Origin of the sequence: Prochlorococcus sp. MIT 1303, from assembly GCF_001631965.1 — a bacterium.
Lineage (GTDB): Bacteria > Cyanobacteriota > Cyanobacteriia > PCC-6307 > Cyanobiaceae > Prochlorococcus > Prochlorococcus marinus_D.
Genome location: NZ_LVHK01000043.1, coordinates 197,094 through 219,987 on the forward strand (window position 1 = coordinate 197,094; position 22,894 = coordinate 219,987).

26 protein-coding genes and 1 tRNA gene are annotated in these 22,894 nt (G+C 51.7%); 15 read left to right on the forward strand and 12 right to left on the reverse strand.

Going from position 1 to position 22,894, the window contains the following annotated elements; genetic code table 11:
• The first annotated feature begins 26 nt into the window (after positions 1-26).
• The 5 genes from PMIT1303_RS08945 to PMIT1303_RS08965 all read left to right on the forward strand — a co-directional run bounded on the left by PMIT1303_RS08945 (position 27) and on the right by PMIT1303_RS08965 (position 4,347).
• Positions 27-593 carry a hypothetical protein gene (locus PMIT1303_RS08945; RefSeq protein WP_063398409.1) on the forward strand — a complete coding sequence of 189 codons (567 nt, stop codon included), beginning with the start codon at positions 27-29 and terminating at the stop codon, positions 591-593.
• Positions 590-1,381: a photosystem II S4 domain protein gene (locus tag PMIT1303_RS08950; protein ID WP_063398410.1), complete on the forward strand. Its 792-nt coding sequence runs from the start codon at positions 590-592 to the stop codon at positions 1,379-1,381. The genes PMIT1303_RS08945 and PMIT1303_RS08950 overlap by 4 nt, the downstream gene beginning before the upstream one ends.
• A gap of 78 nt (positions 1,382-1,459) precedes the next feature.
• Positions 1,460-1,531: transfer RNA gene (locus tag PMIT1303_RS08955), tRNA-Val, on the forward strand.
• A gap of 27 nt (positions 1,532-1,558) precedes the next feature.
• Positions 1,559-2,941, forward strand: coding sequence for a UDP-N-acetylmuramoyl-L-alanine--D-glutamate ligase (gene murD / locus PMIT1303_RS08960; protein ID WP_063398411.1), 1,383 nt, complete (start codon positions 1,559-1,561; stop codon positions 2,939-2,941).
• A gap of 407 nt (positions 2,942-3,348) precedes the next feature.
• Positions 3,349-4,347, forward strand: a complete 999-nt coding sequence (locus PMIT1303_RS08965; RefSeq protein WP_063398412.1) for a hypothetical protein — start codon at positions 3,349-3,351, stop codon at positions 4,345-4,347.
• Between the two features lie 615 nt (positions 4,348-4,962).
• Here the strand turns inward: PMIT1303_RS08965 and PMIT1303_RS08970 are convergent.
• The 4 genes from PMIT1303_RS08970 to PMIT1303_RS08985 all read right to left on the reverse strand — a co-directional run bounded on the left by PMIT1303_RS08970 (position 4,963) and on the right by PMIT1303_RS08985 (position 7,694).
• Positions 4,963-5,451, reverse strand: coding sequence for a hypothetical protein (locus tag PMIT1303_RS08970; RefSeq protein WP_063398468.1), 489 nt, complete (start codon positions 5,449-5,451; stop codon positions 4,963-4,965).
• Positions 5,452-5,665: 214 nt separating this feature from the next.
• Complete coding sequence (locus PMIT1303_RS08975; RefSeq protein WP_063398469.1) at positions 5,666-5,938, reverse strand: DUF4090 family protein; 273 nt, start codon at positions 5,936-5,938, stop codon at positions 5,666-5,668.
• A gap of 130 nt (positions 5,939-6,068) precedes the next feature.
• Positions 6,069-6,992: an AEC family transporter gene (locus PMIT1303_RS08980; RefSeq protein ID WP_063398413.1), complete on the reverse strand. Its 924-nt coding sequence runs from the start codon at positions 6,990-6,992 to the stop codon at positions 6,069-6,071.
• Positions 6,993-7,058: 66 nt separating this feature from the next.
• Positions 7,059-7,694: a 2OG-Fe(II) oxygenase gene (locus tag PMIT1303_RS08985; protein ID WP_063398470.1), complete on the reverse strand. Its 636-nt coding sequence runs from the start codon at positions 7,692-7,694 to the stop codon at positions 7,059-7,061.
• A 158-nt stretch (positions 7,695-7,852) separates the two neighbouring features.
• On the opposite strand from PMIT1303_RS08985, the gene PMIT1303_RS08990 reads away from it, so the two are divergent.
• Complete coding sequence (locus PMIT1303_RS08990; protein WP_063398414.1) at positions 7,853-8,329, forward strand: EVE domain-containing protein; 477 nt, start codon at positions 7,853-7,855, stop codon at positions 8,327-8,329.
• A 149-nt stretch (positions 8,330-8,478) separates the two neighbouring features.
• On the opposite strand, the gene PMIT1303_RS08995 is transcribed toward PMIT1303_RS08990, so the two are convergent.
• From PMIT1303_RS08995 to PMIT1303_RS09010, 4 genes are all read right to left on the reverse strand, one after another.
• A complete protein-coding gene (locus PMIT1303_RS08995) occupies positions 8,479-8,745 on the reverse strand; it encodes a DUF2811 domain-containing protein (protein ID WP_041375048.1) in 267 nt (88 codons plus the stop codon).
• Positions 8,746-9,109: 364 nt separating this feature from the next.
• Positions 9,110-9,487 carry a DUF1818 family protein gene (locus PMIT1303_RS09000; RefSeq protein WP_063396429.1) on the reverse strand — a complete coding sequence of 126 codons (378 nt, stop codon included), beginning with the start codon at positions 9,485-9,487 and terminating at the stop codon, positions 9,110-9,112.
• 4 nt (positions 9,488-9,491) lie between these two features.
• The gene (locus PMIT1303_RS09005; RefSeq protein ID WP_041374697.1) at positions 9,492-9,719 is read right to left on the reverse strand and encodes a DNA-directed RNA polymerase subunit omega; all 228 of its coding nucleotides are present in this window, start codon (positions 9,717-9,719) and stop codon (positions 9,492-9,494) included.
• 48 nt (positions 9,720-9,767) lie between these two features.
• Positions 9,768-10,052: a hypothetical protein gene (locus PMIT1303_RS09010; RefSeq protein WP_063396306.1), complete on the reverse strand. Its 285-nt coding sequence runs from the start codon at positions 10,050-10,052 to the stop codon at positions 9,768-9,770.
• A 40-nt stretch (positions 10,053-10,092) separates the two neighbouring features.
• Here PMIT1303_RS09010 and PMIT1303_RS09015 point away from each other — a divergent pair, with 40 nt between their 5' ends.
• Positions 10,093-11,718 carry an Hsp70 family protein gene (locus PMIT1303_RS09015; protein ID WP_063398415.1) on the forward strand — a complete coding sequence of 542 codons (1,626 nt, stop codon included), beginning with the start codon at positions 10,093-10,095 and terminating at the stop codon, positions 11,716-11,718.
• A gap of 131 nt (positions 11,719-11,849) precedes the next feature.
• Here the strand turns inward: PMIT1303_RS09015 and pyrR are convergent, their stop codons facing one another.
• On the reverse strand, positions 11,850-12,401 hold the full coding sequence (pyrR, locus tag PMIT1303_RS09020; RefSeq protein WP_011825184.1) for a bifunctional pyr operon transcriptional regulator/uracil phosphoribosyltransferase PyrR: 552 nt from the start codon (positions 12,399-12,401) through the stop codon (positions 11,850-11,852).
• A 163-nt stretch (positions 12,402-12,564) separates the two neighbouring features.
• On the opposite strand from pyrR, the gene gpmI reads away from it, so the two are divergent.
• The 4 genes from gpmI to PMIT1303_RS09040 all read left to right on the forward strand — a co-directional run bounded on the left by gpmI (position 12,565) and on the right by PMIT1303_RS09040 (position 16,120).
• A complete protein-coding gene (gpmI, locus tag PMIT1303_RS09025; RefSeq protein ID WP_063398416.1) occupies positions 12,565-14,187 on the forward strand; it encodes a 2,3-bisphosphoglycerate-independent phosphoglycerate mutase in 1,623 nt (540 codons plus the stop codon).
• Positions 14,188-14,244: 57 nt separating this feature from the next.
• On the forward strand, positions 14,245-14,475 hold the full coding sequence (gene secG / locus PMIT1303_RS09030; protein WP_011825182.1) for a preprotein translocase subunit SecG: 231 nt from the start codon (positions 14,245-14,247) through the stop codon (positions 14,473-14,475).
• Between the two features lie 737 nt (positions 14,476-15,212).
• Positions 15,213-15,503, forward strand: a complete 291-nt coding sequence (locus tag PMIT1303_RS09035; RefSeq protein WP_156486986.1) for a hypothetical protein — start codon at positions 15,213-15,215, stop codon at positions 15,501-15,503.
• Positions 15,504-15,619: 116 nt separating this feature from the next.
• Entirely contained in the window at positions 15,620-16,120 is a 501-nt protein-coding gene (locus tag PMIT1303_RS09040; RefSeq protein WP_063398418.1) for a hypothetical protein, read from the forward strand.
• Between the two features lie 216 nt (positions 16,121-16,336).
• On the opposite strand, the gene groL is transcribed toward PMIT1303_RS09040, so the two are convergent.
• Both groL and groES read right to left on the reverse strand, forming a co-directional pair.
• The gene (groL, locus tag PMIT1303_RS09045) at positions 16,337-17,971 is read right to left on the reverse strand and encodes a chaperonin GroEL (protein WP_063396312.1); all 1,635 of its coding nucleotides are present in this window, start codon (positions 17,969-17,971) and stop codon (positions 16,337-16,339) included.
• An 81-nt stretch (positions 17,972-18,052) separates the two neighbouring features.
• Entirely contained in the window at positions 18,053-18,364 is a 312-nt protein-coding gene (gene groES / locus PMIT1303_RS09050; protein WP_011130818.1) for a co-chaperone GroES, read from the reverse strand.
• 228 nt (positions 18,365-18,592) lie between these two features.
• Between groES and atpD the strand changes: the two genes are divergently transcribed.
• From atpD to PMIT1303_RS09065, 3 genes are all read left to right on the forward strand, one after another.
• Entirely contained in the window at positions 18,593-20,059 is a 1,467-nt protein-coding gene (gene atpD, locus PMIT1303_RS09055; protein ID WP_011130819.1) for a F0F1 ATP synthase subunit beta, read from the forward strand.
• Between the two features lie 84 nt (positions 20,060-20,143).
• Complete coding sequence (gene atpC, locus PMIT1303_RS09060) at positions 20,144-20,545, forward strand: ATP synthase F1 subunit epsilon (RefSeq protein WP_063398419.1); 402 nt, start codon at positions 20,144-20,146, stop codon at positions 20,543-20,545.
• 33 nt (positions 20,546-20,578) lie between these two features.
• A complete protein-coding gene (locus PMIT1303_RS09065; protein WP_063398420.1) occupies positions 20,579-21,250 on the forward strand; it encodes a transaldolase family protein in 672 nt (223 codons plus the stop codon).
• A 103-nt stretch (positions 21,251-21,353) separates the two neighbouring features.
• On the opposite strand, the gene PMIT1303_RS09070 is transcribed toward PMIT1303_RS09065, so the two are convergent.
• The gene (locus tag PMIT1303_RS09070) at positions 21,354-21,893 is read right to left on the reverse strand and encodes a 30S ribosomal protein PSRP-3 (RefSeq protein ID WP_063398421.1); all 540 of its coding nucleotides are present in this window, start codon (positions 21,891-21,893) and stop codon (positions 21,354-21,356) included.
• 65 nt (positions 21,894-21,958) lie between these two features.
• Between PMIT1303_RS09070 and PMIT1303_RS09075 the strand changes: the two genes are divergently transcribed.
• On the forward strand, positions 21,959-22,744 hold the full coding sequence (locus PMIT1303_RS09075; RefSeq protein WP_074159228.1) for a TIGR01548 family HAD-type hydrolase: 786 nt from the start codon (positions 21,959-21,961) through the stop codon (positions 22,742-22,744).
• Positions 22,745-22,894: the final 150 nt, after the last annotated feature.

Below are 22,894 nucleotides of genomic sequence, written 5' to 3' on the forward strand. Positions count from 1 at the left end.
GAATTCAAAGGATTGAGGTGTGTTGTATGGCTATTTGCGTTCTTGTTCTCGCCGAAAGAGACCACGCAGATCAATTGAATGAACAACTCAAGGCAGCAGAGACCCCGCTAACCCGCTGTGAGCTGATTCAGCCGGCAACCAACTCAGAAACACAACCTGAGAGAACGGCCTCAGAACCCAAGGAATATGGCAACCCACTCCAATCGATGGACATTGATTCAATCGAGAGGCTGAGCCCCAAGCTGACCCGTAGCCGTCGTCAAAAACTGATGGCCGTCTGGTTGCTGCCGTTTGGCTTCATCCTCGGCATCGCCATCACGCTCAGTACAGATATGGATACCTTTGCCAATTACGGCACCCTGGGTGCATCAGTCATCGGTGGACTGCTGGGCCTCGTCTCAGGTTGGATGGGTAGTTATGCAGCCGCAATCAGCGTCAAAATTCCAGACGCTGAAGACGTTCGCATCCTGCGCAATCGCCATCAGCAAGGCCAATGGCTGCTGCTGCTGGAGACACCAATGGGCATCGAGTTGCCCTGGAAAGTGCTACGAGAAGCCAATCCCCTCGCATTAACGAGCCTCAGCGAACTGTGATCTTGCCGCGGCAAGAGCTACTCAAAGGTTGCCTGGATCCACAAGGCATGGAAGCCCTGCTGGTCCAGGCAGAAACTGTGTTACGGACCTGGCAGCCCAGCTGGAGTGCGTTTGTTTCTGCTCCCTTGCGGGAGCAAGCCCTACATCGGTTCTCCACCCTCACTGATCTGCACTGGCACGCCGACGGTGGTCACCCTGGCGCTGAACGCCAGCGGCTGTGTTGCTGGCGCAGTGAAGATCACCATCACCCCACTCCCTCACAAGCAGCCCCGATTCATGGTCTGCTGCTGCATGGCAACTTTTTATTTGATTCCCCCAGCCCAACAGATCTCCGCCAAGCCCTAGAGGCGATCGACGCTCAACCAGAACAACTTGGAGATCTGTGGATTCGCGGTGATCGCGGTGCACAAGCCCTTTGCACTCCTGAGTTAGCCGTCAATCTCGACGGCCGCAGCAGCAAAGTCAGAGAGGTAGAGATCACCTGTGAAGCCGTGGCAGTGGCTCAACTGCAGCCACCAGCCCATCGCCTGACCCGCCGATTGAACAGTGTTGAGGCCTCTTGCAGGATCGATGCAATCGCCTCGGCCGGCTTTGGTCTATCGCGCGCCAAGGTGGTCAATCAAATCAAGCAAGGTCACCTGCGCCTGAACTGGGAACCAGTCCGACAAACAAGTCGAGAACTTGTAGTGGGCGATCGCCTACAACTTCAGGGTCGAGGCACTCTCAAGGTGCTGGCACTGGAAATGACCAAGCGTCAGCGCTGGCGGGTGGAAATGCTGCGGCACTGAAGATTCGTATCGCCAGGCTGCTAGCTTCTCTGCTTGAAAAGCCACCGGTCACCACTCACTCTGATCGAAGGGCCCCGCGGGCGATTAGCTCAGAGGTAGAGCACTACCTTGACACGGTAGGAGTCACTGGTTCGATTCCAGTATCGCCCACTCCCCTTACAAACACAGGACTCATCGATGGCACGCACTGTGGTCGTGGGGCTTGGACGCTCCGGCATCGGTGCGGCACGACTTCTGCAAGCAGAGGGACATCAGGTCACAGTGCTTGAGCGCAGCATCGAGCCCCATCTCCAAAGCTTGGCAGCTGATCTACGTCTGCAGGGAATTGCTGTCGAGCTAGGCAAACCTCTAGAGCTGACCAGCTTCATCCCTTGGCTGGATCAACTTGATTCCGTGGTCATCAGCCCTGGCATCGCCTGGGACCACCCAACACTGACTGCACTGCGTCAACGCGGCATCGACATCGCTGGAGAGATGGCAGTGGCCTGGCGAAGCCTGAGCCATCTGCCATGGATCGCCATTACCGGCACGAATGGCAAAACAACAGTGACCCACCTGCTCAATCATGTGCTTGAAAGCAATGGCCTCAAAGCACCAATGGGCGGCAATGTTGGCCATGCCGCGGCTGAAATCGCACTCAAATGGCGGCAATCAAACGCACAGCGCTCCGACTGGCTGGTCATGGAGCTCAGCAGTTACCAGATCGAAGCCGCCCCTGAGATTGCCCCACGCATTGGCATTTGGACGAACCTCACCCCCGACCACCTCGAACGCCACGGCACCCTTGATGCTTACCGAAAGATCAAGCGTGGCCTACTGGAGCGCTCCGAGATCCGCATCTTCAATGGCGATGATCCAGATCTGCGCAGCCAAAGATCCAGCTGGGATAAGGGGCTGTGGGTGAGCAGCGAAGGGCCTGGTACTGCAAACCATCGCGCCGACTTTTGGATTGATGCGGAGGGGCTGGTCAGGGACCCGCAAGGAGCGCTTTTTGCCGCTTCGGCTTTGGCCATGCCTGGACAACACAATCTTCAAAACCTGCTGATGGTGACAGCCGCAGCCCGGCAAACGGGTTTGCCAGCAAAGGCCATCGAAGCCAGCCTGCGCTCGTTCCCAGGCGTGCCTCACAGACTCGAAGAGCTTGGGCATATCCAGCAAATGAGGGTCTACAACGACAGCAAGGCCACGAACTATGACGCCGCCTGTGTGGGCCTCAAGGCCGTCCCTGCTCCTGCCGTTGTGCTGGCAGGTGGGCAAACCAAACAGGGCGATGCTTCTGGATGGCTCAAGCAATTGGATCAGAAATCCTGCGCCGTGATCCTGTTTGGGGCTGGTGCTGCAGAACTAAATGACCTCATCAAAACGTCTGGCTTTAGTGGTGAGTTGCATTGCTGTACCAACCTCAACGCTGCTGTGACTTTGGCCATTCCACTGGGCCTAGAGCGACAAGCCGCCTGCCTGTTGCTTTCACCAGCCTGCGCAAGTTTTGATCAATACCAAGACTTCGAAGCCCGCGGCGAACATTTCCGTAGCCTGATTGCACCACATTTAACGGCCTAATCTACGGCTAACTGATCACTAGCTTTAACTTCATGACTCATTCCTCTGTTCGATAATGATGCGACTGGCGCTCTATTTGTAACGGCAATCCTACTTACTTATTGCTTACTAATCGCTAGTGCAACATTAAACCTTAATGGGCTACTTGGTTGATCTAGCCCTTGAGCCAAAGCGCAAGGCCGCCCCCACGGCCTCTAGCCGCAAGCCACTCTTCATTCAGGGCCATTGAGATCAGAGCAAAGAAAGGCAGTAGAGACTGCCATCACTTGATTTCACCTCGACATACTAAATAGAAGCATGCTCATTCATTACCACATCTAACTAGACGATTTAAATTTGATTTAATTGAGAGATAATTATATTGACTTGATTGAACAGGCTATCCTCACAGCATTCATTTAAAAAAGATGGTTGTTCATTCTTGGCAAAAAACCCTCATTGAATTTCGGGCTCTTGGTGGAGTGGCAGAAAATATCGCCCTCAGGAAAGGACCATATGGGAGAGGAGTATTCCCTGTAGATCCAGAACTTCCATCAAAAATTCAAGTTCCAGAAGACTTGCTGATTAATGCTAAATACCTATACATTGACTCCAAAGAAATAAAAATCAATCGCGACTCTCCTTATACGCCTGAAACAAAAAGATTCATAGATAATTACCTTGAATCCATTGCCTTTGAGGCTTGTACATGGGACGAGATCAATCAATTCGAGGATGGCCTTAGAGAATTGCCGCCTGAGGTTATTAACCTACTTGAAAACTTAGGGGCTTTAGACTTAAAGGCTAGGCATAAAGGCAATTGGGAGGAAGTTATATTTAATAATTTTATCCAGTCTAGATTTATAGATTACAAAAGCCAGAAATGCTTAGCCCCTATTTTTGAACTCGTCAATCACAATCATAATTTCCAAACATTCTCAACCAATGCGAATTCAGGCATTTCCACAGAAAAGAGAAAAGGTGATCATGAGTTCCTACATAGCTATTCTAAAGGTAATGATCCAATAAGGATGTTTTTTGGCTATGGCTTTAGCAGCAAAGAGCCTTTTGCATTTTCATTCCCTATCACAATCAATGTCTCTACAACTAAGAAGCCAGTTCGAATTCAAGGAGGATCAGGCATAGAAGGTTTAATCCACTTGGAGAATCAAGACAATGAGTTATTGCTTGATTATTTACCTATTGGCAATAAATTTGACCCTACTTTCCCAATCAGACAACTAACTGCAACTCTAAAGCCATTCCCTGAATACAAGCCTAGAGAAATATTGAACAAAGCGTTCACTTCCAACCAAGAAGAGATCTGCAACCTGCTATTAAAATTAGATCAATCAAATAGCAGAATAAGTTCTTTACTCAAAGAAACTCTTTGCTATCAATTATCAGCCATTGCCTATTACTGGTGAGCTGCCTGAGAGTTACTCTAGAGGTTCAGTATTGCAATGGAGGTCATCGAAGCAATCCTCCAGTTTTGTGGCAAGTCAAAGCCTTATAAAAAATCTAATAGCGCATCAGCATTTATCTTTTGCTAACCCTGATCAAGTAGCTATTTACAATAAACATGAAAAGCCCTCGTGCAAATCATGTTCCCAAGAACCATTGATGATGGCATAATAGATATTATCAAATGTTCCTAGGTGCAATTTTCTCTGCCAAATATACATAACATACTTCTAGTTTTCGTGTTGAGTTTCATTGCTGCAGCAACCTCAACGCTGCAGCAATTTTGGCCATTCCCCTCGGCCTAGAGAAACAAGCCGCCTGCCTGTTGCTTTGACCAACTTGCGGGAGTTTTGTTCAATCGCAAGATTTCGAAGCCCGTGGCGATCCTTTCCGCTGTCTAATTGCAACACAGTTAACGCCCTACTCTACGGCCAACTGATCAGTAGCTTTGACTTTATCGCTCATTCCTCTATTGAACAACCAAGGCATTTGTGATCTCTTTTTAGTCGTAAGGCAACTTACGTATCGAGTCCTAATAGCTAGTACAACTTAAAACCTTAATGGGCTGTTTGGTTGATCTAGCCCTTGAGCCAAAGCGCAAGGCCGCCCCCACGGCCTCTAGCCGCCAGCCACTCTTCGTTCGGGGCCATTGAGATCAGAGCGAAGAAAGGCCTTTCTTTCTCTTCGGGCACATCAAGCGAGCGGCTCCATAAAACCCTTGAAGCAAAACTAACTGTGATTCGATCAAAAAAGAAAGGCAGTAGAGGCTGCGATCCCTTGAGCTCTCCTCGACCTGTGAATTCAAGCTTGAGCAAGCCAATGCCAACAGAGTTAGCAATCACCAAAGGCATGCATTCATGACTGCCATTCTCTTGCCTAAGCTCTAGGCTCGCAGAAAAAAATCGAAGCATCAAAGAAGAGAAGAAGTCTTTTTTCTCTTTGCCTTGCTTCCAAACAGATACAAACTTCCAAAGTCCATTGAGTGAATTAATCTCAATCCCGCTGCCTTGCTTTCTCGCCGAGGCTTCAAGGTTTAAAAGCTCCTGTGAAGCAGGAAGACTTTTCATTCTGATGCCATGCTTGGCTTCGCGGCTAGACAAAGAACAATCAACCTCATGCTAATCAATTTAATCACACCAAGGCCTAGAGGAAAAGTCAAATCAAAACCTATTGACGAATACAAGTGTCTATTTGATAACAACTCTTGGCATAGAGGTAGCCAGCAAAAGGTTGACGATTAACAAATCGTTTATCAAAGATATCGCACTTATAAAGTCTAAATCAGCTGAAGAAAAACTCAATCTCCTTTGGCTTCAAGCCTTCCCATCCAGCAGCGATAAGACGTTGATTGAGGGTCTCTTGATCGAAATGCTTGGCACCTGAACGGACTATTCGATTACGCATCGACTTCTTGACTCCACTCCTCTTTCTCGCACCTTCTTGATCCATGACTTCTTTGTAGAGTTTGAGCATCTCCAACGGAATGGGGCTGCCATCAAGATCGATCCCTGCCTCAATCGCTTGATCAATTGCATGCGGACCAGAAAAATCCATCGGTAAGATTTGCAGACTGCTCGCGCTCATCATAGTGCGTTTAGAGCTTGCAAGAGCGAAGAAGTTAGCAAGTAAAGCCCAGAGGGAGATGCCTCATTCACGCTCTACTGAAACACTGCAATTGCTGAGATCAATTGATTGATTGAAGAACCAAATACCAAATAGGTACCGTAAACAAGGAAATCAAAGTGCTCCAAGCCACTAATGAAGCAGCAACTTGTTGCTCCTGACCGCTTGCTTCCGCTAACAACAAAACAGATATAGCTGTGGGTGTAGCCGCCTGCAAGACAAGGGCGTTATACATCAAAGTCGACAAGCCAAAAACCTTGGCAAGAGCAAACATGAAGGCTGGAAGAAACATCAGCTTTATCAGCAAGCTGGGCCCAACTAATGAAAACAAGGTTCTGTTCGTTAACTGATTGACAGAACCAAAAGAGCCCAAACGGATGCCAACAACCATTAGAGCTAGAACAATCACAATTCTGGACGGGATCCAAAGAGCAGAGGTGATTTGATCATTCCATGGAGTCAACTGAACAAAAAATGCCCCAACCAATCCCTTCGTCGCAGGACTACTAGTCAGAACACTTAAAAGATTAGTCCAAGCAGCTCTTCCCTTCAATTCAGATGAGGAGTTTGCGAAAAGTATGGGTCCTAAACTCCATACAAGTAACGTGGAGGCAAGGTCATAACCAATACTAAAACTGACTGCTTGACTTGGCAGAAGAGCCAATGAAACAGGAATCCCGAAATGGCCTGAATTCCCAAAGACACTACCCAACAGCAAACTTCGATTACCAATAAAAGTTCTGGTTTTTGGGAAAGTTCTAATGACGACTATCAGCAAACCAATCGCAAGTAAGGACATCGCAAGGGACTCAAAAAGGCGCCAATCCATCCCACTCTTGAGCAGAAGACCCATCAGGCTGACTGGTATACCAAAGTTGATAAGAGGTGGCGCTATTTGAGATGAAAGTCTTGCGTTAAAGCGACCAATCAAATATCCGAGTGCCAGCAAAGGCAACAATTCACTAAAGAGTCGCAGAATCAACATTTAATGAACTCGGTTAAAAAAAAGTTTGTCAATGTTGATCTGAGAATTTTCTTTTGAAGCAAATTCTCAAGATGCTGCCAAACGTGAAAGATAAGAGTCTCTACTGCCTGCATTAATCCAGCCTGTAGAGATCGTTTTAGTGCTTTTATGATTCACTCGACCGCGATGAATATGAGATGGGCCTGCAGGAAAAATGACTAGCTTTCCTCGCTCTGCAGGTTCATGATGTTGCTGCCAATAAAACTCTGTACCAGCCGAGTCAATATCATTGCAATAAAGGATCCAAGCAAGCATTCTATGCACAGGCTCTGTTGCCTCATCGCTGATAGTCCAATCACAATGCCAGCGCTTAAAGCCTTCACCAGGGCCATAACGTTGGATATTAAAAATCGGAATGACAAACAGAGACTGCTCTGGTGAGCAGTCTCTAAATAATGGACGCTCCTGAAGATATTGGTCGAGAGCAGCAGTAACACCCCGAACAATCACATCTGAAAGAGCAAATGCCTCTGGATCAGAACGATCAATCGCAACAAGGCTTATATCGGTTGACACTTTGGCTGCTTCTGCCTCTGATGAAGATGAGTTATTCCCGAATGCGACTCCACTATGTTGAAGATCAAGGCGCCGATCAAAGAATGACATCACCCCATCAGCAACAGCCTCGAAACCAGGGTTGCGATAGCAAGCAATCAGATCCAAAGCCACAGATTTTCAATAGGGATTGACATCAAGTTAATTACCTTTTCAAAGGAATGCCTCTACAGCTCGATTAGCTAGAAAGGTTGATAACGAATAAGACCCCGAGGAAGGGGGGCTAGCAAAACTTTATCCAAACCACCACTTTCTTTTGAGATCCCATGGCAAAACAAGACCCTAACTACTGGTTGATGAAAAGCGAGCCCGATGCCTACGGCATCGACCACCTCAAAAAAGAAGGCAACACCCTATGGGATGGGATTCGCAACTACCAAGCACGCAATTTTATGCGTTCGATGCTCCTAGGAGACAAGGCATTCTTTTATCACTCAAACTGCAAGCCTCCTGGAATCGTAGGGCTCATGGAGGTCATTGAAACCGGGCTGGTGGACCCCACACAATTTGATCCAAAAGCCAAGTACTATGACCCGAAGTCATCACCAGACAAGCCGCGTTGGGATTGCGTACGACTGCATTATCTCGGACGCTTTAGCGAACTCCTAAGTCTAGAAAGTCTGCGGGACAAATACAGCGCTGAGCAACTACCGGTGCTTCGCAAGGGCAATCGCCTCTCAATCTTACCGATTCCCAAAAGCACTGCTAATGATCTGCTGCAATGGCTTGGACCACTCCACTAAGCCTTCTTCAAAACCAATCACTGAAGGGCTGCTCTTGTCAGAACATATGCCAAGAACGTTGTTGGGGCTCGAACCACAAGCCAAATAACGACGCTTTAGCCAAGCAAGGCCCACCCTTCTGCCACTAACGAATTAGCCAGCAGCAGCATTCAAAATCCCTGCATCAGAGAATCGCTGCGAAACATGTTGGCCACGTAAAGACGTGTGATCTCTCTTGAATCCACCCCGTTCTGCACAAGGAAGCCAGCCAAAGCTGCTTTGATCAACCGATACTGATCCCAATTGGGACATGTCTCGATAAAGCCTGCCATGGCCTCTTGCAGAGGCAGAGGCAGTTCGGCCTGGAAGCTGACCACACCATCAAGCCTGGCATCCTCTACAACCTCCTCGGATTGCACCTTCTGGGCTTGCACCATCGGTTGTCTCACAGTTTCTTCTGCGATCTCTTGGACATCCCTCAAGTGCATCATGACTCCAGAACACGACACCAGTTCTCCACACCTGAACCGCTCCCGTCAAGGCCCCACCCGCGAACCCCTCTCAAGCAGTCTCATGGCGAGAACAACGCTCTGACAGCCTTCCTCAGCAAGGACATCGGCATGCAGTCTCGATGGAAAGCAAGAACGATCCACGTCAAGGGGGCAAGCACCTAAGCAGCCCTTTTTCCACATCCTTGAGCCCAGGGGGCAATTCAAGCCTGCAAGCTGTGGAAAAACTGTGAATTACCTTGCGCAAGCTCGGGGAAAGATCAATGTTCCCTCCATCGATCAGCCTCTCTAATCATTGGTCAAAGTCCCAGGCGGTTCTCATCGCAGTGGCCATCGCTTGCGCAGCAGGTACCGACCAACATCCTTCAGCGCCACGGGCCTTCTCGCCATCGCCCTGCAAAATCACCTGCAGGCTCCAGCTGTGACGATCTCCATCCAGACAAGCCCACCACGGCTGACGTTCCATCTCCAGGCAAATCGATTCCTCTGCCAGCAGCTGATCAACAAGCTGCTGATGTTGGTCAGTGAGCTCAACAACCAGAGACTGCAAACACTGCCACTCATCTTGAGTGAGCTCGAGAGCCCAGCCTTCCCCTCCAATCAGCACCGGGAAGGCTGTCCTGGCAGGGTCCCTGGCAAGTCGCCAGCCAGGCCCCTCCTGTTGAATCAACACCTCAGCCAGGCAACAGATCCGGTTGGTCCTGCTCGTCGCTTAGTTCAACGATGGCACGTGCAACCGGCTTCACACTCGATTCCTCCAAAAGGCCATCAAAATCATCGAAACGGCGCTGCTTCGCCCGAAACGCAACTCGAACCGTAGTGAGGTAGCGGTTGGTCGACTGGCGGATGAGACTCTCCCCACGCTTGGCAAGGTCTTTGGGATCCACTCCCGATGTGATCACAGAAATTTCTCATATATCCATCTCACTTTAGGCGAGCGCTGCTCAGCATTAGGCCAATAGATCACTGTGAAAGGGCACATGCATGGGATAGGTCCGTTGTAAAGAACCCGGCACCCGCAAAACAATCTGTCGGCCAAGTCCCAAGGCCGCTAAGGGAAGCCTCAGATGGGTCAGCAAAGCGCTGACTTCCTCCAAGTGCTCTTCATCCACACACTCAATCCGGATGCTCCCCCAACTACGGGTCATGCGGCAATCGAGCAACGGTTCGAGCTCAGCCTCAATGCAAGGGTCCTCTCGATAAAAAGAGAGCACCAGGCGCTGCAACCGATCCATCGTCATTGTCTCTTAACCTTGTGATGACTACAACCTGGCCATGGCCATGGACATGCCCCCTGAGGGCGAAGAAAAGCTTCAGGTTTTCCAACAAGTTGGCACCCTTGCCATTGACCTTGGGAACACCACCACGGTTGTGGCCTTCCAAGCTGAACGTGCTGCCAGCCCTCAACTCCTCGATCTCCCACCAATCAGCCGTCGCCCGGGAGAAGTCCCCAGTTTGATCTGGGCCGGCCAAAGCAATGACCCCAACCCTCTAGTGGGGCAGCAAGTGGACGAAGCAGGCCTAGTGGGGCAGGGTCACCCAAGCTTGAGCAGAGACTTCAAGCGCTGGATCGGTGCACCTCATCCAACCAAAAGCGATGGCTCTTGCCTCTCGCCAGAACAGGCCGGAGAAATCTTGCTGCAGCAGATCTGGCGCCGACTCCCTCCCCATATCGAGGTGCGACGTCTTGTGCTCACTGCGCCAGTGGAGAGCTATCGCGCCTACAGAACCTGGCTGAATCAGGTCTGCACAACACTGCCGGTCGAAGAGATCGCTCTGGTTGATGAACCCACCGCCGCTGCCATGGGTGCCGGCCTACCCCCAGGCTCCAAGCTGTTGGTGATGGACATCGGTGGCAGCACCATTGATCTCTCCCTCGTGGCCCTCGAAGGTGGTGAAGGACGGGCGGCTCCAATCGCTCAATTACTTCGATTTGCTGGCCAAGATCTCCAGGACAGCAGCAAACAAGCCCTGCGCTGCGCACGCGTGCTTGGCAAGGCTGGACTGAAGCTGGGTGGACGGGACCTGGATCATTGGATTGCCAATCATCTTTATCCCGACGTTCCGCTTTCAGAAACACTCCTCAATGCTGCAGAGAGGCTCAAATGCCGCCTTAGCCAGGTGGATCTTCGCGCTGAGGCCACCCAGCTGGAGATTGCCGCCGATTCAGAAGGCAATGAAGTCCTGCCTCTACGTCTCTGCCGCAGGGAGCTGGAAGAACTGCTCATCGCCAGAGGCTTTCTCAACAGCCTGGCCAGCCTGCTCAATGAAACCCTGGCAAGGGGGCGTGGCAATGGTTGCGAACTCAAAGACCTACAGGGGGTCGTAGCCGTCGGCGGCGGCGCACAAATCCCCCTCGTTCGCAGTTGGTTGCAGCAGCAAACGCAACCAGCCCCGCTCCTCACGCCTCCACCCATAGAGGCCGTTGCTGTTGGAGCCCTGCAACTCACACCGGGGGTCAAAGTTCAGGATGTACTGCACCGCGGAGTATCTCTGCGCTGCTGGGATCAGCGCGGTGGACAACATCATTGGCATCCGCTGTTCCTCGCCGGTCAACCCTGGCCAACAACCGCCCCCCTTGAGCTTGTGCTGGCCGCCAGCCGGATCGATCAACTGGAGCTGGAGGTGGTGCTTGCTGAGCCAGACATCAACGAGAGCCATGAGGTCATCTACATCGATGGCATGCCAACCCTGCAATCAAAGCCAGCAGAGCGCAAACTGCATCCCTGGCCAGGAACCTGCCCTACAACTTCGCTTGAACTACAACCACCCGGTCAGCCGGGGCAAGACTGCCTGAGGTTGCAATTCTCCATCGATGACGATGCCCAGCTGCAGATGGAGGGGCTAGATCTACGCAGTGGGGAGCGGCTAGGCAAGCAAAAGCTTGGCACCGTGCAGTAACTGATTGATCCACACCAACCTCAACGCAATCCAAAGGCAAGACGACCATGGGCTGAACTGACCTCTGTCATCAAGACGAACAGCGCCGATGCATGAACACAAAGTTCACCAGCTCAGCGTGTAGTCCTCTATCAAGGCAACTGGCGCAAGTAAACCCCCTCTTCTCCATCCACATCAGAGAGGCGCAATTCGATGCTTTCCGTGCGACGAGTCGGCACTTTGCGACCACAGAAATCTGGTTGAATCGGCACTTCCCGGTGCCCGCGATCCACCATCACCAACAACATCACCCGCTGAGGCCTGCCCCAGGCCTGAAGAGCTTCAAGGGCAGCGCGCACTGTGCGGCCGGTAAAAATCACATCATCCACCAACACAACCTCTCGCCCCTCAACGCTGTTGGGGAGATCGGTGGGTTGCACCATCCGAGTACCGACTCGACCCAGATCATCACGATGAAAGGTGGGGTCCAAACTTCCCTGATCAATGCTATGGCCCGCAATGGGTTCCAACTCTTTGGCCAAGACACGAGACAGATGAACCCCTCGCGTAGGAATTCCCAGGAACAAAAGCTCCCGACTATCAGAAACAGACTCGAGTACTTGAGAAGCAAGGCGCGAAAGGGTGCGACCGAGCTCCTGCTCAGAGAGGATCTCAACCCGTTCATCACTACCTTTGTCGATCATGGTCGTGACGATTAAGACGTGAGTTTATGCCGATCTTCTCCTGCCTCCAACAACAATCAATGCGTAAAAGCTGACGGAAGTCAGCACAAATGCAGACCAAGACCAAAGGAGGAAGTAACTTCAATCCGGAGAAGTCCTTAATAAGCAATAGCCGAGTGTGAACATGTCCAGCAGCAGTTCCGGAAATTCAAGGCATTTCGGCCGGGTTGCACCTGTAGTGCTGGCGATCCTTGATGGCTGGGGACATCGTGAGGAACTTGAGCACAACTCCATCCGTAGTGCTGAGACTCCAATCATGGATGCCCTATGGCATGCCTACCCCCACACCCTGATCGAAGCCAGTGGTGCCGCTGTCGGGCTGCCAGACAACCAGATGGGCAACTCTGAGGTCGGTCATCTCACCATCGGTGCTGGCCGGGTGATCCGTCAGGAACTCGTTCGCATTAGTGAAACCGTACAAGCCGGAAGGCTGGGGCAAACTCCTGCCCTGATTGCCTTAGCCGAACGGTTGCGCAAGTCTGACGGCACACTTCACCTGTTGGGACTCTGCTCCGATGGCGGTGTCCATAGCCATATCAACCATCTCTGCGGTCTTTTGCACTGGGCTGCCGCCGCTGGGCTCAACAAAGTGGCAGTGCATCTCATCACCGATGGACGAGACACCCCGACTCAAAGCGCGAGCAACTACCTACAGCAAATCGAAGACGCCATCAACGCCAGTGGAGTGGGTGAGTTAGCCAGCCTCTGCGGCCGCTATTGGGCCATGGACCGTGACCACCGCTGGGAGCGCACGATCAGGGCCTATGAGGTACTCACCGACCCAAATCAATCGATCAGCAGAGTCACTGCCGAAGACGTTCTCAGCGCAAGTTATGCCAACGGCACCACCGACGAATTCCTAGAACCCACACGTCTTAGCAATAACTACTTCAAAGACGGGGATGGCCTCGTGATGTTCAACTTCCGTCCTGACCGCGCCAGGCAATTGGTGCAAGCCCTCACTCTTCCAGACTTCGATGGTTTCCCTCGAGCCAATCAGCCCAGCCTCGATGTCGTTACCTTCACCCAGTACGAACACGATCTCCCTGTAGCAGTTGCCTTCCCAGCCGAATCACTCGACGATCTGCTCGGTCAGGTGGTCTCTGAACACGGCCTACGCCAATACCGCACCGCCGAAACAGAGAAGTATCCCCACGTCACATATTTCATGAATGGTGGCATCGAACAGCCACTAGCAGGCGAGGAGCGTCATCTTGTGCCATCCCCCCGCGTGGCCACCTACGACCTGGCTCCAGCGATGGCTGCGGACACGCTGACCGAGAGTTGTGTGAAAGCGATTGAGAGTGGCGTGTATTCACTGGTCATCATCAACTACGCCAATCCAGATATGGTCGGGCACACCGGTGTGATGGGAGCCGCTCAGGAAGCCATCAGCACCGTTGACCGCTGCATCGGCCGATTGCTGGATTCGACCGGACGAATGGGCGGCACTCTGTTGATCACGGCAGACCATGGCAATGCCGAACTGATGCAAGGTTCAGATGGTCAGGCTTGGACGGCTCACACCACGAACCCCGTGCCTGTGATCTTGGTAGAAGGAGAGAAACGCAAGCTGTCTGGCTACGGCAATGACATCCAGCTGCGTGCAGGCGGTGGCCTGGCTGACATCGCACCCACGCTGCTGCAACTGCTGGATTTACCTAAGCCCGATGCCATGTCAGGCTTAACGTTGATTCAAGCCATTGAGTCACCAACACCCTCTGCAAGACTCCCTCAACCCGTTTGAGGCGAACGATCACGAGCTGAGGTCAGAGCATGATCAACACATCCCTAGACTGAGGCCATGATTACCTCTGTTCTCTCCTGGGTCTGGGTCGCTTCTGGCGTGCTCTTGATGCTGTTGGTCCTGTTGCATAGCCCCAAGGGTGGTGGCATGGGAGGGATATCCGCTAGCGGCAGCTCCAGTTTCACAAGCACCAGCAGTGCCGAGGCAACCTTGGACAGGATCACCTGGACATGCCTAGCAATATTCTTGACTCTTGCAGTGATCCTTAGCGCTGGCTGGCTCACTTGAGCTGAGCTTTGATTCCTCCGTAGGCAAGCAAGATCATTGCCAAAAGGATTGAACAAACATGTGATGAACCTCGCCAATCCAGATCGAACTCATCACCATGTTTTTGCATGCCAAACTGAAACTTAACCCCTCCTGCATAACTCAGAAGCAAGGCAGCTAGTGGAATACACCTCAAAGCAAAAAAGAAAGTTGAGCATGGCAACAGGAAGGAAAACAGGCCTATCCAAACTCACCGCGATTTAGCATAGACATAGCTTATTCAAAAGATTACCTGCCTTAAGTTATTATTTAAATAGGTAATTGCATTCGATCAGCAACATGCGCTGGCCTAAAGCAGCAGCAGGAACGCAAAGACCATCTTGAGCACAAGAGGAATCTCATCACTGAGCCAAAAAAGCAATTTTAGTGATGCTTAATTAAGCACAGATGGCTCAAATTACATATCAAGTTATGGTGTATACGATAAGCAGCAAAGGCAATAAAGAGAGAATCTCTGATGCATAGTCGAAGAATTACAATCTGCTTCTGCGCCTTATAATGAATACAACAACAAAACGAAGGGATGAGAAGTCAAGCATCAAAGCTTCTTGCTCTCAAAAGCAAGTCAAAGCTCCTTTGCTAAAATCAGGAGGCTAAACACTATGCTCCAAATGGGATTCAAGCTATAATCAAAGTGTAGGTGATGGCGACTTGCTCTATTGATTTCTTATCGACAAGACATTTATCGGAAACCCAAAATGGCAAAGGCACCAGAGGAGAAGACGTCAAAAGCGCCAGAAGAAAAGATCACGACCGATACAATCATCTTACTTCTTATCAGGATTACTTTTATTGTTTTTGACTCATTTAAAAGGCTTGTCTCTCTGCTTAATGATGGGGTAACGAAAGACACACAAACGAATGAAAAGCAAATAGTTCCCGCCAAGGACTCAAATGATAAGCTAAAAGGATTACTCAAGAAAGAATTGGTTGATCTGGTCATTGCCTATGAGAAAGAAACAGGTATTGACCATCAAAGCGTCAAATAATTAGCCGATCCGCAGCTCAGCGAGAGGCTGCCAGCCCATACAGTGGCATTCTTGCCAGCATATCAGTGCCCCATAAATATACCTCCCCATAAAAAATCATTTGCCCTGAAAATCAAATGCCTCCCAAAGGAAAAGAACTTGCAACAATCATAGAGAAGGCCTCTCCTTTATATGACTACTGGAAATCACAACAAAATGAAGAAGACGAAAAGGCGAGATTATCAAAGGCAAGCTCAAGCAGTCCGGCATCATATCTATTCAAAGAAGAGCCATACAAATGGGAGAACCTCTATCAAAGTATTACCAGGGAGGTTGCAAGAGGTGACCGAGACTCAATCAGAGGCCTAAGGGTCATCCTCGATACGATCAACAGTTCAGAGAAAGAAAAGATGCTAAAAGCATTTGGCGACAATAACATTGTTGATGGGGAGATGCTGTTACTGGTCAAACAGGAAGGCGCAAACAAAACATCAACAAAGAAGAATTTATTTAGATTTGCGCGCATACTATTTGCGATCTTCACTAATCCATATGGCATCGAAATGAAGCGTACAAAAGCACACATTTACGAACGCACTGGTGCCGCTATCTATGCATTAAGGAAAGCGATATCATAAAAATTTCTACAGTAAGTTCGGCTTCAAATTGATCTTGTAATGCAAGCATCAAGACAGCAATGATCATGACTCTTGATCAGCACAACTCTCTAATAGTTACTACCAGCGATCGTCCTTGATATCGGCCAAAAAAAAGCACCCAGAAGGGTGCTTTTGATCTGTTCTTGATGACATGTGACATGTGACTTGTGGGACTCCGAAGAGTCCCGGCTTTGATCAGTAGTCGAAGTCACCACCCATGCCGCCACCGCCTGCAGGAGCTGCCTCCTTCTTCTCTGGCAAATCAGCAACGATGCACTCTGTGGTCAGCACCATGCCAGCAATCGAGGCCGCATTCTGCAAACCAGAACGGGTGACTTTGGCAGGGTCAACAATGCCTGCAGCAAGCATGTCGATGTAATCCCCAGTAGCAGCGTTATAGCCGTCACTGATGGGCCTGCTCTTGACGTTCTCGGCCACGACAGCACCATTGGCGCCGGCATTCTCAGCAATGCGCATCAAGGGAGCAGCCAGGGAAGCCTCCACGATGTTGGCACCGATGAGCTCCTCACCGCTGAGGTTGCTATTGGCCCACTTCTGCAGATCAGAAGCAAGGTGAGTCAGTGTGGTGCCGCCACCTGGGACGATGCCTTCCTCAACTGCTGCCTTGGTGGCGTTGATGGCGTCTTCAAGACGGAGCTTCTTGTCCTTCATCTCGGTTTCGGTGGCAGCACCAACCTTCACAACAGCAACGCCACCGGCCAGCTTGGCAAGTCGTTCCTGCAGCTTCTCTTTGTCGTAGGTCGAGTCAGTCTCGTCCATCTGCTTTTTGATCTGCTCGCAACGCCCTTTCACCGCCGTCTCATTGCCTTCGGCAACGATCGTTGTGGTGTCCTTATTGATGGTCACACGGCGCGCTGTACCAAGCATTTCCAGCTTGGCATTGTCCAATTTAAGACCGGCGTCTTCGGTGATCAACTGACCATTGGTCAGCACTGCCATGTCTTCGAGCATGGCCTTACGGCGATCACCAAACCCAGGCGCCTTCACGGCAGCCACATTCAGCACACCACGAAGACGATTGACCACCAAGGTTGCGAGAGCTTCCTTCTCAATGTCCTCAGCAATGATCAGCAGGGGCTTGCCAGTGCGGGCAATCTGTTCGAGCACAGGCACCAGATCCTGTACCAAGCCAATCTTCTTGTCAGTGAGGAGAATGTAGGGCTCATCCAGCACAGCCTCCATCCGCTCAGTGTCAGTGGCGAAGTAAGGGGAGATGTAGCCCTTATCGAAACGCATCCCCTCGGTGACCTCCAGTTCAGTGGTCATGGACTTGCCCTCTTCAAGAGAGATCACACCTTCCTTGCCAACTTTGTCCATGGCGTCAGCAATCATCTGACCCACTTCCTCGTCGTTGCCGGCAGCAATGGTTCCACACTGTGCAATGGCGTTGCTGTCACTGATCGGCTTGGCGAGCTCCTCAATCTTGGAGACGAGGAAGTCGGAAGCCTTGTCGATACCCTTCTTCAAGGAGATTGCATTGGCACCAGCCGCCACATTGCGCAAGCCGGCCTTCACCATGGCATGAGCCAAAACAGTGGCTGTGGTCGTGCCATCACCTGCAGCGTCATTGGTCTTCGAAGCTGCCTGACGGATCAGAGCAACACCAGTGTTCTCAATGTGATCTTCAAGCTCAATCTCTTTGGCGATGGTGACACCGTCGTTGATGATTTGGGGTGCCCCAAACTTTTTCTCAAGCACCACATTGCGGCCTTTGGGCCCGAGTGTGACGGCCACGGATTCGGCCAGGATGTCAATGCCGCGCTCAAGGGCACGTCGAGCTTGCTCGTTGTAAATAATGCGCTTAGCCATGGGAGGCGTTGTCCTTTAAAAATGATGGATTTGGTCAGTTGAAAGCCGGTGTCAGCTGAAAGTCAGAGTCAGCCGCAAAGCTCAGTTGACGACAGCAAGGATGTCCTTCTCGGACAACAGCACGTACTCATCTGTGCTGAGCTTGATGTCTGTACCTGCGTACTTGCTGTAAAGAACCTTGTCTCCAACTCCCACTTCGGGGGCCTGGCGGGAACCATCGTCATTGCGCTTTCCAGGGCCAACTTGAACCACCTCGCCCACCTGGGGCTTTTCCTTGGCGGTGTCAGGCAAAAGGATGCCGCCCGCAGTTTTCTCCTCTGATTCAGAGACTTTCACAAAAACGCGATCTCCGAGAGGCTTAACGGTGGAGACGCTGAGAGAAACAGCTGCCATGGGTGTATTGAAAGAGCAAGAACAGGGCGCCGAAGCACCACATAACGACCTGGAGTAGCACTCGTGGCCATTGAGTGCCAACCCTATGTGTGTTGATGCTGTGCCGACTAGTCGATCCCTGTGCGGGTCACCGAACCCTGAGAAGATCTCGCCATGCAGTGGTAATGTTGCGCCGCTCTGAAAGGGAATGCGTTAGACACGCAACCCCTTGCAAAACTCTATTTTCTTATGGCCGCTGCAGCTACCGCCACCGCCGGCACCAAGGGCGTCATTCGTCAGGTGATTGGCCCGGTTCTGGATGTGGAATTCCCTGCCGGCAAGCTGCCCAAGATCCTCAATGCCCTTCGCATTGAGGGCAAGAACCCATCCGGTCAGGATGTTGCCATCACTGCCGAAGTGCAGCAACTCCTCGGCGACCATCGAGTGCGTGCGGTCTCCATGAGCAGCACGGATGGTCTGGTTCGTGGCATGGAAGCCCTCGACACCGGCGCTGCAATTTCCGTGCCCGTTGGTGAAGCCACTCTGGGCAGGATCTTCAACGTGCTCGGCGAACCAGTTGATGAGCAGGGTCCTGTTACAACCGATGCAACTGCCCCGATTCACAGGCCATCACCAAAACTCACTGAGCTAGAGACCAAACCAACAGTTTTTGAAACTGGCATCAAGGTGATTGATCTCCTGGCTCCTTACCGTCAAGGCGGCAAGGTTGGCCTCTTCGGCGGCGCCGGTGTGGGCAAGACCGTGCTGATTCAGGAGCTGATCAATAACATCGCCAAAGAACACGGTGGTGTGTCTGTCTTTGGTGGTGTGGGCGAGCGCACTCGTGAAGGCAACGACCTCTACGAGGAATTCAAAGAATCCGGAGTGATCAACTCCGACGACCTATCGAAGTCGAAGGTAGCTCTTTGCTTCGGGCAGATGAATGAGCCCCCTGGCGCCCGGATGCGCGTTGGTCTTTCAGCTCTCACCATGGCTGAGCACTTCCGCGACGTGAACAAGCAAGACGTGCTGCTGTTCATCGACAACATCTTCCGTTTTGTGCAAGCCGGATCAGAAGTTTCTGCTTTGTTGGGTCGCATGCCTTCCGCCGTGGGTTACCAGCCCACCCTTGGTACCGACGTAGGTGCACTTCAAGAGCGCATCACCTCAACCCTAGAGGGATCGATTACCTCAATTCAGGCCGTCTACGTTCCCGCAGATGACCTCACCGACCCCGCACCAGCCACAACATTTGCCCACTTAGACGCCACAACTGTGCTGGCTCGTGCATTGGCCGCCAAGGGCATTTACCCAGCTGTGGATCCTTTGGATTCCACCAGCACCATGCTTCAGCCATCAGTTGTTGGTGATGAGCATTACCGCACAGCACGAAGCGTGCAGGCCACACTGCAGCGCTACAAGGAACTGCAAGACATCATTGCAATCCTTGGTCTCGACGAACTCTCAGAAGATGATCGCCGCACAGTAGATCGTGCCCGCAAGATTGAGAAGTTCCTTTCCCAGCCTTTCTTTGTCGCCGAGATTTTTACTGGCATGTCCGGCAAGTACGTCAAGCTGGAAGAAACCATCGCCGGCTTCAATATGATCATGTCCGGTGAACTAGACCATCTCCCTGAGCAAGCCTTCTACCTGGTTGGCAACATCGACGAGGTCAAAGCTAAGGCCGAGAAGATGGCTTCAGAAGCAAAGGGTTGAAGCCCAGCGGGGAGTGAGACATCTCCCCGCTAATCACTTTCATCCCCATTCAGTTTCTCCACGTCAAACCTAAGCCTGCGAACCATGTCTCTCACCCTCCGCGTTCTGGCACCTGACCAGAGTGTGTTCGACGGCACTGCCGAAGAGGTGATTCTTCCCAGCACCACAGGCCTGATTGGCATCCTGCCAGGCCACATATCGCTTGTCACAGCCCTGGATATCGGTGTGATGAGGGTTCGAACCAATGGGGACTGGAACTCCATTGCCCTGATGGGTGGATTCGCCGAAGTTGAAGCAGACGATGTCACCGTGTTGGTGAATGGTGCCGAACTCGGCAAGAGCATTGATGCAACAACGGCTGAAGCAGAGCTGGAACAAGCCAAGGCCAAAGTGAACCAAATGGAAGGCCAGGAACCATCAACCGAAAAAATAAAGGCACAACAGAACTTCAATCGCGCCCGAGCACGAGTTCAAGCCACTAAATAAGCAAATCCATAGGCAGCTGCTGAGGACATTGAGTTGACGCTGCAGCTCTTACTCGACAGCGCAGACCCAAGCAAATGGGAAGCATGGCTTCCAACAGGTCTCTTTAGTGGCATCACAACCAACCCAACACTGCTGAGACGAGCCCAACAACCCTGCCAACTTGATCATCTCAAGAGCTTGGCTGCTGCCGCCGAACGACTGGGTTGTTTAGAGCTGCATCTTCAAGCATGGGGAAAGCATGCCATCGAGCTAGCAGAATGCGGCGCTGCCTTGGCCCAATTAACGACTCCAGCTCTCACTGTTCACGTCAAACTGCCGATTACCCAAGCAGGAAGCCAAGCAGCAAGCACACTGATCGCAGCAGAAATCCCCATCACATTCACGGCCTGTTTTGAAGCCCCCCAGGTCTTGATCGCTGCAGCCTTGGGTGCTCAACACATCGCCCCCTACCTCGGACGGATTAACGATCAAGGCCGTGATGGCTACACCGAATTGATAGCAATGCAACGAGCCCTAGAAGGAGTTGGCAGTAGCTGCAAACTCCTGGTGGCTAGTTTGCGCAATCGTCGTGATCTCAGCCATTTAGCGGCAGAAGGAATCGACACATTCACGATCAGTGCTGAGCTGGCTGAGGAGCTGTTTGAGGTCAAGGCCACCTTGGAAGCTGCTGCTGCGTTTGAGCAAGACGCTTCCCCTGGAGCCTGAACTGCAAGCTCGCCCATGAAGCCTCCGCTTCAGTCTCCCCATTAAAAAACTCCGCCTTAAAGGCGGAACGGGTCTGCAGGCTTCATTCGATCGGCTGGCTTGATTAAGCCGTACCGCAAAAGGTGACGTCAGGAAACTTGAGCTTGGCTTCTTCGAGATTCTTACCCTTGCCCTCTTCCTGCCAGTAGTTGATCACTTCCGTGGCCTTATTGAGCACCTCAACGCGCTCGTTATCGGTGATCCAGCTCTTGCCTTCTAGCTCACCTTTAAGTGTTTCCCAGGCATCTTCGCGAGGCCAGAAAAAGTAAGCCGTAAGAGGGCTGGGACCACCGCCAACGATTTGATCAACAGCCAAAGCCACGTTGTCTGGCAACCACAGAATCTTCAGCAAGAAACGACCTTCATCGGCCTTTGGGGTATATCCAGAAGGCACACCATCAGCATCGATCGTTGCAGTCGCTAAAGCAGCACTGCCACCACGCATCACAGGACGGCCTTCCTGAGGCTCCTCCTTGGCCTGCTCCTCCTTGGGTTGCGCCTTATCTTCAACGACGTCCGTCGTGGCCTGTGGATGTGCCTCAGCCACTGCAGCGTCCGTGCTCGCGACCTCTTGATCAGCGGCAGCGCCTTCGGAAACCGTCATGCTCTCTGCGCTCAAGGAATCTGAACAAACAACTAACCTAACAGTCGCTCAACACTCTCTATCCACTGAACCTGCAAGGCCTGCTGCTGTTTGACATCGACGGCGTGATCCGCGATGTAGCAGCCAGCTACCGCCGCGCCATCCAGGAAACAGTGCACCATTACAGCGGCTGGCGTCCCAGCGTCGCTGAGATCGACGCACTAAAAACAGAAGGCATCTGGAATAACGACTGGGACGCCAGCCTGGAGCTCCTAAGACGTGATCAGAGAAGCAGTAACCAAGCCCTAGAGCTACCGAGCCGCGAGCAGCTCATAGAGGTGTTTAGTCGTTTTTATTTTGGCGGTGATCCCAATCGCGACCCCAGCAATTGGCAGGGCTTTATCCGCAATGAGCCACTGCTGGTCAATCAAAGATTCTTTGAGGAGCTGAGTTCGCTCGGCTTCGCCTGGGGGTTTGTTAGCGGTGCTGAGCCTCCTTCTGCCCGATTTGTATTGGAACAACGCTTGGGGCTCAAGCATCCAGCCTTGATCGCCATGGGCGAAGCACCTGATAAACCAGATCCCACTGGCCTGCTTCAACTAGCCAGCCAACTTGCTGGTAGGAGATTGGGTCAAGGCGTTCCAACAGTCGCCTACCTAGGCGACACGGTGGCCGATGTCCGCACAGTGATCAATGCCCGCCAGCAACAACCCGAGCAGCAATGGATGAGCCTGGCCATAGCGCCACCCCATTTGCATGGGATCGAGCAACAAGAAGCACGCAACGCCTATGAAGATCGACTGAAGCAGGCCGGCGCCGATCACATTCTGAGCTGTACAACCGATGCGATCGAGACCCTCAAAAACTGGTGAAGATGTCGTCTGGCCAGGTTCGTCCATCCCCTTAATCTCGCGCAGAGCTGCTAAGGAATTTGGTTGGAAGCATGGCTAATGCTTAAGCGCTGATGCCGCCAGCCCATGGCTCGAGCAAAACGCTTACTGCCATCTGGCTGCAGTTTCCAC

Bases quoted from the DNA above. Each gene is read 5' to 3' on its own strand.
- murD (WP_063398411.1), top strand. From the start codon at position 1,559: ATGGCACGCACTGTGGTCGTGGGGCTTGGACGCTCCGGCATCGGTGCG.
- PMIT1303_RS09070 (WP_063398421.1), bottom strand. From the start codon at position 21,893: ATGACGGTTTCCGAAGGCGCTGCCGCTGATCAAGAGGTCGCGAGCACG.
- PMIT1303_RS09035 (WP_156486986.1), top strand. From the start codon at position 15,213: ATGGCAAAGGCACCAGAGGAGAAGACGTCAAAAGCGCCAGAAGAAAAG.
- pyrR (WP_011825184.1), bottom strand. From the start codon at position 12,401: ATGATCGACAAAGGTAGTGATGAACGGGTTGAGATCCTCTCTGAGCAG.
- secG (WP_011825182.1), top strand. From the start codon at position 14,245: ATGATTACCTCTGTTCTCTCCTGGGTCTGGGTCGCTTCTGGCGTGCTC.
- PMIT1303_RS08965 (WP_063398412.1), top strand. From the start codon at position 3,349: ATGGTTGTTCATTCTTGGCAAAAAACCCTCATTGAATTTCGGGCTCTT.
- PMIT1303_RS08990 (WP_063398414.1), top strand. From the start codon at position 7,853: ATGGCAAAACAAGACCCTAACTACTGGTTGATGAAAAGCGAGCCCGAT.
- PMIT1303_RS08980 (WP_063398413.1), bottom strand. From the start codon at position 6,992: ATGTTGATTCTGCGACTCTTTAGTGAATTGTTGCCTTTGCTGGCACTC.
- atpC (WP_063398419.1), top strand. From the start codon at position 20,144: ATGTCTCTCACCCTCCGCGTTCTGGCACCTGACCAGAGTGTGTTCGAC.
- PMIT1303_RS08970 (WP_063398468.1), bottom strand. From the start codon at position 5,451: ATGAAAAGTCTTCCTGCTTCACAGGAGCTTTTAAACCTTGAAGCCTCG.
- atpD (WP_011130819.1), top strand. From the start codon at position 18,593: ATGGCCGCTGCAGCTACCGCCACCGCCGGCACCAAGGGCGTCATTCGT.
- PMIT1303_RS09040 (WP_063398418.1), top strand. From the start codon at position 15,620: ATGCCTCCCAAAGGAAAAGAACTTGCAACAATCATAGAGAAGGCCTCT.
- PMIT1303_RS08945 (WP_063398409.1), top strand. From the start codon at position 27: ATGGCTATTTGCGTTCTTGTTCTCGCCGAAAGAGACCACGCAGATCAA.
- groL (WP_063396312.1), bottom strand. From the start codon at position 17,971: ATGGCTAAGCGCATTATTTACAACGAGCAAGCTCGACGTGCCCTTGAG.
- gpmI (WP_063398416.1), top strand. From the start codon at position 12,565: ATGTCCAGCAGCAGTTCCGGAAATTCAAGGCATTTCGGCCGGGTTGCA.
- groES (WP_011130818.1), bottom strand. From the start codon at position 18,364: ATGGCAGCTGTTTCTCTCAGCGTCTCCACCGTTAAGCCTCTCGGAGAT.
- PMIT1303_RS08995 (WP_041375048.1), bottom strand. From the start codon at position 8,745: ATGGTGCAAGCCCAGAAGGTGCAATCCGAGGAGGTTGTAGAGGATGCC.
- PMIT1303_RS09010 (WP_063396306.1), bottom strand. From the start codon at position 10,052: ATGGATCGGTTGCAGCGCCTGGTGCTCTCTTTTTATCGAGAGGACCCT.
- PMIT1303_RS08975 (WP_063398469.1), bottom strand. From the start codon at position 5,938: ATGGATTTTTCTGGTCCGCATGCAATTGATCAAGCGATTGAGGCAGGG.
- PMIT1303_RS09015 (WP_063398415.1), top strand. From the start codon at position 10,093: ATGGCCATGGACATGCCCCCTGAGGGCGAAGAAAAGCTTCAGGTTTTC.